Here is a 5333-nt window from a genome sequence, read left to right on the forward strand (position 1 = left end):
ACCGCCTGGAGCAGGCCGTACTTGTTCTCGAAATGGCGGGCCAGGGCGGCCGGTGTGACACCCACGTCGTCGGCGATCTGCCGGAGCGAACCGCCCCCGTACCCGTAGCGGGCGAAGATCCTTGACGCGGCGTCCACGATCTCACGGCGGCGCCTGATCCCCTTCTGGTAGGGACCGCGGGGAACCACCACTCTGGTCATGGCACCACTCTACGGGGGCGCTCGCCCAGTCAACTATCCCCGCCCGTGACCTCCTTGACGGACACTTCGTGACGTCCTTGACCGGCACATCGTCGCCGGATAAAGTGGACGGTCAGTAACAATAACCCGGAAACACCAGTACCAGCTCGGCATCCCCCGCTGTAACGAGTACCTGTACCGCGACCCGAACGCAGGGCCGGATCCAGGGAGGGAACTGATGGTCAGGCCTGGCATCGGCGTCCCGACCCGGATGATCCGGATCGCCCCCGCACCTGACACCGCATCGCTCTTCGCACGAGCGACGATGCACGTAACCCCCAAAGCGACGACGCCCCCGGGAGATAGATCGTGAAAACCCATACCAGCCCTGACCGTAGTGGTCTCTCCCGTCGCAGATTCCTGGCGATGGCCGGCGCCGCAGGTGTGTTGCCTGTCCTCCTCGAGGCCTGCGGAAACTCCTCTTCCTCCTCGTCGGGGTCCGGTGCATCCGGCACCCTCTCGTTGTGGGACGGCGAGGTGGGCACGGGACAGCTCAACACCGAGGCCAAGAAGCTGGTCACCGCCTACAAGGACGGCAATCTCACCGGGGGCTACGAGCTCCTCACCGGCAACATCTACGAGGTGATCGAGGCGGCGCTGGCCGCCAACAAGGGTCCCACGGTCGCCGGCGGGTACGCCTACCAGGCGTTCCAGTTCGCCGACCAGGGTGATATCCACTACGCGGACAATGTCGTCGCGACGATGCAGAAGAACGGGCAGTACGCCGACTATCTCCCCGGCTTGTTCCCCCAGATGAAGACCTCGAAGGGGTATGTCGGTATCCCATGGGGGGTCGACACCCGGGCCCTCTGGTACAACAAGAGCCTGCTGGCGAAAGCGGGCGTGGGCGTGCCGACCGACTGGGCGTCCTTCCTGGCCGCCGCCAAGGCACTTAAGAAGATCGGCGTCTACGGGTACGTCACCGCCGCGGCGAGCAGCAACTCCGCCTACGGGACCCATACCCTCGCCGCCTTCATGATCAATAACGGCGGCGGCATGTTCGATGAGCAGGGCAACGCCGACTGCATGTACGACCGCAACGTCGAGGCGGTCGAATATCTCCTCGAGCTGGTCAAGGGCGGCTACGTCGACCCCGGATCCGCCAGCTACGTGGACACCGACGTCTACACCGAGCTCAAGAACGGGAAGGCCGGGATGGCGCTGGCCAACCCGACCATTCCCCAGGAGTGCGGGACCGACCCCGTCCACGGCGACCTCGTGGTGATGAGCCCGGTCAAGGGGCCTCACGGGGACGTGGGTACCATCCAGTACCTGAAGAACTACCAGATGTACACCAAGACGCCCAGCATCGCGGGCTCGGAGAAGTTCATGATCTGGTGGAACGAGCTGTTCGCCGGGAAGAAGGGCTTCTTCGCGCAGGGCATTACCGCCGCGGTGCCGGTCCGTAAGTCCGTGATCGCGCTGCCGGAGATCCAGGCGGACCCGCAGCTAGTGAAGATCATCAAGGAGTGGGTGCCGGTGGCCAAGCCCGAGTCCGCCCGCTACCCGCACATCTTCTCCGGCCTGGCCACGGTCGACAACGGCACGGCCATGGTCCAGTGCATCCAGTCGATCCTGGGCGGGAAGACCACGGCGACGGCCGCCCTGCAGACCCTGCAAAACGGGATCCAGAACTACGGCGCCTCCTACAAGGCGTGATCGCCGAAGCCGATGCCGCGCCCCCATCCCGATCAATTGTGGTCTGCGGGACCGCCCGCTCGTTCGCCTCGTGACTGCCCGCTGGGTGTGAGGCGGAAGTGACAAGCACGCAGACCCGATCTTCAGGCGTCCTGAACGGGCTGTCCCGGGCCCGGCGGGGAGTGGGCCTCGGCGGCCGGAGCGAGCACGCGCCCCGGCCGCCGAGGCGGTTCTCGACCAGGAGCATCACGCTGACCCTGCTGGTCATCCCGTCCGTGGTCCTGGTCGTACTCATCTACGGCTACCCAGCGATCTATTCGGTGTTCCAGTCGCTGCACGATGGCAACCTGGTCGAAGTCGGGGAGTTCGTAGGGCTGGAGAACTACCGGATCGTCTTGCACAACCCCGTCTTCTGGCAATCGGTCGAGTTCACGATCCTGTACTGCGTGGTGGGCGTGTTCGGCAGCTGGGTGGTCGGCCTGGCGCTGGCGCTGCTGCTCAGGAAGAGGATGTACGGCCGGAGCTTCCTCAAGACGCTGCTGCTGCTGCCGTGGGTCGTGCCGGTCGTGGTGACAGCGACCGCGTGGAAGTGGCTCGTCGCCACGCCGAGCAGCGTGGTGCCGCGCCTCGCCGAGGACCTCGGTCTCGGCCAGTTGCTGTTCCTGGATAGCCCGGGGCTGGCCAAGACCATCGTCATCGCCTACAAGATATGGCTCAGCTTCCCGTTCATGATGCTGATGGCCAGCGCAGCGCTCGCCGGTGTCGAGAACGACCTCTACGAAGCGGCCCGGGTGGACGGGGCCAGCAGCTGGCAGCAGTTCCGCCGGATCACGCTGCCGCTGATCGCGCGGTCCACGTACATCAGCTGGATCCTGATGTTCATCTTCTGTATCGGTGACTTCCAGTCCATTTACCTGCTCACCGGCGGCGGCCCGGTGAGCTCAACCAGCACCCTCGTCGTCCTCGCCTACGAGACCGTCTTCGGCAATTTCCAGACCGGACCGGGCGTCGCCATCGGCATCATCATGACGGTGGTGTCCGTGCTGGTCTCCGTGGTGCTGTTCCGCCGGATCAAGAAGGTGCAGATATCGTGAGTGCTTCCGCCGTAGGGACCGCCGCAGCGAACCCGCTCACCACACCCGACGGGCCCGTGACCGAAGAGGGGCCGGCGGTATCGACGGCGCCGCGGTGGCGTTACACCCTGGCGGTCCTGGTGATCGCCCTCATCGTGCTCATCCCGGTGTTCGTCACGGTGGTGCTGGCCTTCCGGCCGCAACTCCAGTCCACGTCGCACTCGTTCTTCACGCTGGAAAACTTCACCTATGTGTTCTCGCAGACCCAGGTGCTCACCTGGCTGCGGAACAGCCTGATCGTGACCTTGGCCACGGTCGTGGTGGCGATCCTGGTCGCTGCCCCGGCCGGATACGTGCTGTCCCGGAGCCGGAGTAAGGCCATCAGCGGCTATGCCCTGATGCTCTTCATTGCCCAGTCGTTCCCGCAGATCGTGTCGATCGTTCCGTTGTTCGTCCTCTTCGCCAAGTTCAACCTGGTCGACAACCTGTTCGGGCTGGCGATCTTGTACGTCAGCATCACGATATCGGTGGCCACGTGGATGATGGCGGCCTACTTCGACACGATCCCGGTCGCGCTGGAGGAAGCGGCGTGGATCGACGGCTGCTCGCTGTTCGGGGGCTTCGTGCGGATCGTCCTGCGCAACTCGCTGCCCGGCGTGCTGTCCACCGCTATCTTCGCTTTCCTCCTGGCCTGGAGTGACTTCCTGATCGCGGTCGTGTTCCTCCGCTCGGACACGAATTTCACGCTGCCGATCGGCCTGCAGACCTTCTTCTCTACCAACAGCACCGAATGGGGCTACGTGATGGCGGTGTCGGTCGTCGTGCTGGTGCCACCCGTCATTGTCTTCAGTTTCCTGAACCGCTACTTCAGCATTGGCGGGATCGGCGGTTCGCTGGCGGGTCACTAGCCGACGGTATGACCGGCTGGGCCACAAGAGCGTGGCGGGACGGGCAAGAGTAAGTCCTATGCCCCGGCGGATCGCCGCCGGGGCATAGGACCATCAGGCTCGAAGGACGCCTTATTCGACGTTGAGGCCGGCGTCTTTGGCGAGGTCGGTGAGGAAGGCCAGCGCGGTGAGGTACTCGTGGTCCACGGCCGGCGACGCCTCGACGTTTGGTTGGTAGGCGCCGGCCTGCGGCTTCGTTCCCCGCGAGACGCCGGGAATATCCTCGAATTCCAGCGAGACGACGCCGTCGTAACCGATGTCCTTGAGGGCCTTCATGGTGCTCGCCCAGTCGATTTTGCCCTTCCCGGGGCGGAAGTGCATGTTGTTGGTTCCGTCGTTGTCGGAGAAGTCGCAGTGCCAGAGGCGATCCGCCAGTTGGTAGACCGAGACATGAGTTATGTCCCCGTTGGGGAAGGTGTGGCTCGGGTCGAAGTTGGCCCCCAGCGCCGGGGAATCGACCGCTTCGATCAGCCGGAGCAGCCCTTCGGTCGTCGAGGCGTAGCGGAACGGGTGCATCTCCAGGCTGTACTTAAGGCCGACCGACTCCGCGTACTGGGCGCACTGGCGGATGGCGTCCACGTAATCCAGCCAGTTCTGCTTCCAGTCGAGATCGGCAGGCATGTCGACGGTGAAGATCTGGGTGACCGCGCGATCGATCATCGGAGGGTACTTCACAGCGAAGGGGTAGTGGGTGACGGTGTTCACGATCGTGGTGCCGAGTTCGGCCCCGACATCGCTGTAGCGCTTGAAGTTCTCGACGGCCTTCGCCCGTACCGCCGCGTCGCCGCTCGCCAGTTCGCCGGGATTGGCCACAAACTGCGACAGCAATATCCCTTCACCGTCGAGGACGGAGCGCAGCTCCTTGATGGTCTGTGACGTGTAGTAGGTGTCCAGCGTCTCGGGCTTCCAGCCGATCAGCTCCACAGCCCGGAAGCCGAGCCCGCGGATGCGTCGTATCGCCCCGTCGTAGGGCTCTTCCCACTTGAACGGCCAGACCGGGGCTCCGAACCTCATGACGCGTCTTCTCCCTCGCTCGCCAGAGCAGAATCGTATTGTTTACAGACGTTAGCTATTGGGTCCCATCACTGTCAACGCCGCCCCCGGGCCCTCCGCCGCAGCGCGCCGTGTGGCGAGAGCCCGATCGCCGCCGGGACCGGGACGCCGCCGGGACCGGACGCCGCCACCGCCCGGCCGCTGGGATCGAGGGGAGGACCCTGTACAGAATGGTTAATGCTGGTTAACATTTCGTGTGAGCGACGGTCCGACGGCTGAGGCGATCTGGCGGCGAAGGAGACATCCCGTGGCGCGGCTTGGAGTGCTTACCAGCGAGTTCGAACGCCCCAGCCTGGAGGCGACCCTGGACGCCGTCGCCGCGCACCACATCGGTGCCGTCCAGTTCCAGCTCGGCTCGGCGGTACCGTCAGTCCCGCTGCCAA

Annotated in this window: 5 protein-coding genes; 3 read left to right on the plus strand and 2 right to left on the minus strand. The window is 64.8% G+C overall.

Going from position 1 to position 5333, the window contains the following annotated elements; translation table 11 throughout:
* Positions 1 to 200: helix-turn-helix domain-containing protein (locus VGF64_00515; protein HEY1633210.1), on the minus strand; the 200-nt coding region annotated here is incomplete at its 3' end.
* A 405-nt stretch (positions 201 to 605) separates the two neighbouring features.
* Between VGF64_00515 and VGF64_00520 the strand changes: the two genes are divergently transcribed.
* The 3 genes from VGF64_00520 to VGF64_00530 all read left to right on the plus strand — a co-directional run bounded on the left by VGF64_00520 (position 606) and on the right by VGF64_00530 (position 3858).
* The gene (locus tag VGF64_00520) at positions 606 to 1898 is read left to right on the plus strand and encodes an extracellular solute-binding protein (protein ID HEY1633211.1); all 1293 of its coding nucleotides are present in this window, start codon (positions 606 to 608) and stop codon (positions 1896 to 1898) included.
* 98 nt (positions 1899 to 1996) lie between these two features.
* Entirely contained in the window at positions 1997 to 2971 is a 975-nt protein-coding gene (locus tag VGF64_00525; GenBank protein ID HEY1633212.1) for a sugar ABC transporter permease, read from the plus strand.
* Between the two features lie 119 nt (positions 2972 to 3090).
* Positions 3091 to 3858, plus strand: coding sequence for a carbohydrate ABC transporter permease (locus VGF64_00530; GenBank protein ID HEY1633213.1), 768 nt, complete (start codon positions 3091 to 3093; stop codon positions 3856 to 3858).
* A gap of 111 nt (positions 3859 to 3969) precedes the next feature.
* On the opposite strand, the gene VGF64_00535 is transcribed toward VGF64_00530, so the two are convergent.
* Complete coding sequence (locus VGF64_00535) at positions 3970 to 4911, minus strand: sugar phosphate isomerase/epimerase family protein (GenBank protein ID HEY1633214.1); 942 nt, start codon at positions 4909 to 4911, stop codon at positions 3970 to 3972.
* Between the last annotated feature and the right edge of the window lie 422 nt (positions 4912 to 5333).

Source organism: Acidimicrobiales bacterium (assembly GCA_036491125.1).
Classification (GTDB): Bacteria; Actinomycetota; Acidimicrobiia; order Acidimicrobiales; family AC-9; genus AC-9.